3 protein-coding genes and 3 pseudogenes are annotated in these 3,726 nt (G+C 61.4%); 3 read left to right on the top strand and 3 right to left on the bottom strand.

The window, feature by feature from the left end; translation table 11 throughout:
• Positions 1-181 (top strand): annotated as a pseudogene (locus CRM90_RS31215) (IS3-like element ISTesp3 family transposase); the annotation flags it as partial.
• A 262-nt stretch (positions 182-443) separates the two neighbouring features.
• Here CRM90_RS31215 and CRM90_RS29615 read toward each other — a convergent pair.
• Positions 444-1,118 (bottom strand): TetR/AcrR family transcriptional regulator, encoded by a 675-nt coding sequence (locus CRM90_RS29615; RefSeq protein WP_102810403.1) that lies wholly within the window; start codon positions 1,116-1,118, stop codon positions 444-446.
• A gap of 68 nt (positions 1,119-1,186) precedes the next feature.
• On the opposite strand from CRM90_RS29615, the gene CRM90_RS29610 reads away from it, so the two are divergent.
• Positions 1,187-2,056 (top strand): metal-dependent hydrolase, encoded by an 870-nt coding sequence (locus tag CRM90_RS29610; RefSeq protein WP_102810402.1) that lies wholly within the window; start codon positions 1,187-1,189, stop codon positions 2,054-2,056.
• 182 nt (positions 2,057-2,238) lie between these two features.
• Here CRM90_RS29610 and CRM90_RS29605 read toward each other — a convergent pair whose 3' ends face one another.
• Complete coding sequence (locus CRM90_RS29605) at positions 2,239-2,871, bottom strand: TetR/AcrR family transcriptional regulator (RefSeq protein WP_102810401.1); 633 nt, start codon at positions 2,869-2,871, stop codon at positions 2,239-2,241.
• 128 nt (positions 2,872-2,999) lie between these two features.
• On the opposite strand from CRM90_RS29605, the pseudogene CRM90_RS29600 reads away from it, so the two are divergent.
• Positions 3,000-3,449: pseudogene (locus CRM90_RS29600) on the top strand (SDR family NAD(P)-dependent oxidoreductase); the annotation flags it as partial.
• Between the two features lie 37 nt (positions 3,450-3,486).
• Here the strand turns inward: CRM90_RS29600 and CRM90_RS31210 are convergent.
• Positions 3,487-3,726 (bottom strand): annotated as a pseudogene (locus CRM90_RS31210) (hypothetical protein); the annotation flags it as partial.

Here is a 3,726-nt window from a genome sequence, read left to right as displayed (position 1 = left end):
CCTCAAACGCGAGATCCTGCAGGACCGCAGCCAGTGGCTCGACGCTGCGACCTGCCGCCGCGAAGTGTTCCGCTGGCTGGTCCGCTACAACCTGAAACGGAGGCACTCCCGCTGCCGCTATTCCAGCCCGGCCAGCTACGAAAACACCCGCACATTCGCTACGCTGCCAGAAGCTGCTTAATCCAAATCCCGTGTCCACCACCCGGGGTCAAGGCCCTCCGTCGAATCGCGATGGACGAAGCGGTGCGCTTCGGTGCAGATCGAGCGATCGAAATAGACTGCGGGCGCGACGGCACACAGGGCCCTTGCGAGGTCGTATCGAGTTCCTCGTCCGGCGCGCGTGGTCGACGGTCGCGATCTCGGGTGAACGCCAGCAGTGATTGTCAGCGTCGCGCCATGCGCCTCAGCCAACCGAGCCTGCATAACGCCGGGTCGGTCAGAATCTATCGGTTCTCGTCAACTGCGGCCAGCCGCGGAGCGGCCTGATCAGGCGCCTGCCCGAGGATATACAGCCCGAGACTGCCGAGAAAACCCGCACCGTGCTCGATAAGCATTTCAGTCGAGAGGTTCAGTTGTCCGTCTATCCAGCGACGGAGTATCTCGAACAGGCCCCCGACACCGTAGGTAGCGGCGAGATCTGCGACTTGAAGCACATCGCTGGGTATATCGAGGTGCAAACGGGCCTCTCTGAGGACCAGCTCCGCAAAATCGGTCATCAGTTCGCTTCGCAGTTGCCGAAGAAGGGGTTCCGCGCCCGATTCGACAAACAGTATGCGGGCCATGCTGGGATCGTTCTCGATCACCTGAACCAGGGCCTTGATCGGAGCGTAGGCGAGTTCTTGAGGCGCAACCGTGTCGTCCGGAATGGCGCTGGTTATCACCGCTTGGAAGGTGGCGGAGATCTTGGCAAATACCGCGAGCAAGAGCGCGTCTCGGTCGCGAAACTGCTGGTAGAAGTACCGGCTCGTCACGCCTGACTTCGCACACACGGCGGTCACGGTGCACGCGGCAGCTCCGTGGGTGCCCATGATTGAGACTGCGGCATCAATCAACATCACGCGGCGCTGCGCATCGCGTTGAGCTGCGGACAGCCCGCCATAAACACGTGCTGGACTCATGTCCTACAGTCTGGCAGTCTTATCTGACAAGGTATAAAGTCAGATACAACTTCGAGGAAGGACCTCAAATGTCGGAAGATCAAGCCCCGGCCAGGACCCGCGTGCTGCCAAAACCCAGGCGTGTTCGTTTTCCGATGCCGACCTCCACGAAGAGGCAACATTTTGTCGATGGCGACCTGGTGATGAGCCATTTCATCTCGGTGCTTTCTGCGACGTTCCCGGAAGGCGAGGATTTCTTCATCCGCTCGGTCAGGAACTTCCAGAGTTCCATCGACGATCCCCAATTGGCGACAGCGGTCAAGGGTTTCATCGGACAAGAGGCCACACATCGACACCAGCATCGTCTCCTCAACGAGCGACTCCAGGTCATGGGGTATCCGACCGCGCGAATCGACCGTCATGTCGCACGCCTGATCAAGCGATTGGAACGGCGCTTTTCGCCGGAAATGCGGCTGTCCATGACCTCCGCGTTGGAGCACTACACCGCTACGCTGGCAGAAATCATTCTTACCAGCGAAGACGCCCAGAAGCTCATCGGACAGACAGAGGTTCGACCGATTCTGCTGTGGCATGCCTTCGAGGAGTCGGAGCATAAAGCGGTTGCCTTCGACGTCTATCGGCTCGTGGGAGGAACCGAGCGCATCCGTGTACGGGGCATGCGGATCGCTTCAGTAATTCTGTTCGGCGAACTCATTCTGCAGACTGCCCTGTCCATGGCCGCTGACAAAGCCTCGTATAACCCGGTCACGTTGGTGCGCAGTCTGTACCGCTTCAGTCGCACTCCGATGTTCACCGCCGATGCGCTGCGGCGATTCCGTTCCTACAACCGCCCGGGTTTCCATCCTGATGATTGGGACAGCGCCGCGGTCCTGGAGCGTTGGAGCAAAGAACTGTTCGACCAAGACGGTTCACAGAGAGTTATCGCTCAGCCGGGATAGCAAAGGTACGGAAGTTCGGCGACGCAGGAGCACCGTTCCTGCGTCGCTCTTCCGAACAGGGTGTGACGCGCCGGTCGACTCACGGATTCGGTGCTCGGTAGCCGGGCGAGACGGCGGTCGGACCCGCAAATGCGGTTCGCAGCGATCGCCACGGGGCTGGCTGGCCCTGTTGTGAGCCTCGATCAGTCGCTGACGACATAGCGTTGAGCCAGGGTTTCAGCAAGTCTACTGGTGTGCGCGACCACTTCCTTCTCGGTCACCGCAAGCAAACCCGAGTGCCAGGCGGTGATGACTTCGACGAACCCCCCGACAGCGATCAGAGTGTCCATGCGAAGGGCGATCTCGTCGGCATCTTGCCGGAGGTGTGGCCGGCTTGCCTCAACGACCAACTGCGTTGCTTCCTGTAGCGCCACGGCGCGGCGGTCTTGTAGCGGTTGGCTACCGACATGCTGAGCGAGGAGGACGCGTGCCCGGCCGGGATCGCGTGCGATCCGGTCGACCACAATCGTGATCGCCGCGGTGATGGTTTCGATCGGCGGCCGATTCGCACGCTCGTTGAAGAGCGCGGCGACCTCGCCGAGCATGTCATTGCGGACGCCATCCCACGCGGCAACGAGCAGCTCATCACGCGTCTTGAAGCCCTCGTAGAAGTATCGATCGTTCAGCCCTGTGCGGGCGCATACGCCGCGCATAGTGACCGCGGCCCAACCGCTCTCACTCCAAATCTCGGTTGCGGCCTCGATCAATTGCTGCCGTCGCTCGGCACGACGCTCGGCCCCGGTCCGACCACCCCAGCGCTTGTTTCTCGACCGCACCTCTCCATCTTGACAAGGTGCTCGTTCCACGACCAAACTGGTGGCATGCGACACCAATGGTGGCTGGTGCCCCCAGATGAGAGTTCCCTCACAGCAGACGTCAATGTCGCGACCCGAAAGGCAGACGAATGAGATTGCTGCCATTCGGCGGCGCACCAGGCAGAACGCGCCGAGCCGATGCAGTCGTTACGGGCGCAGGAAGCGGTATCGGCCGCGCATTCGCCGTTGAGCTTGCACGCCGAGGCGGACGCGTGGTTTGCGCCGACAGAGATCCCGTCACCGCAAAAGAGTCGGCAGAGTTGGTAAGGCAGGCTGGCGGCGAGGGCTTCGACATCGCATGCGACGTCACCGATCTTGAGCAGATCCGCAACCTCGCTGATGTGAGCGAAGACTGGTTCGGGAAGGCCGCGAGCCTCGTCATCAACAACGCCGGAATCGGTGCAGGCGGCAACCGCATCGGCGCGACGTCAATCGAGGACTGGAAAGCGGCGATTTCTGTCAACCTCTGGGGCGTTATCTACGGCTGCGAGACTTTTGTGCCTCGGCTCCGGAGCAATGGGCATGGCGGAGTCATCGACGGGCCTTGACCCCGGGTAGTGGACACGGGATTTGTGGTTAAGCAGCTTTGGGCAGCGTAGCGGGTGTGTGGATCCTTTCGTAGGCGGCGGGGCTGGAATGGCGGCAGTAGGAGTGCCGGCGTTTGATGTTGTAGCGGGCAAGCCAGCGGAAGACTTCGCGCCGGCATGTGGCAGCGTCGGGCCAGCAGCTGTTGTCCTGAAGCACTTCGCGTTTGAGAGCAGGGTCGCGTCCGAAAGTGGGTGTAAAAAGCACCGGCCGGTTCGCGGCTTCGTCGTG

This window comes from Mycobacterium sp. ENV421 (genome assembly GCF_002887815.1).
Taxonomy (GTDB): Bacteria; Actinomycetota; Actinomycetes; order Mycobacteriales; family Mycobacteriaceae; genus Mycobacterium.
This window is presented reverse-complemented; position numbering and strand designations above follow the sequence as displayed.

What these genes read in the sequence shown, in the direction of transcription:
- CRM90_RS29610 (WP_102810402.1), top strand. Translation starts at nt 1,187, where the DNA reads ATGTCGGAAGATCAAGCCCCGGCCAGGACCCGCGTGCTGCCAAAACCC.
- CRM90_RS29615 (WP_102810403.1), bottom strand. Translation starts at nt 1,118, where the DNA reads ATGAGTCCAGCACGTGTTTATGGCGGGCTGTCCGCAGCTCAACGCGAT.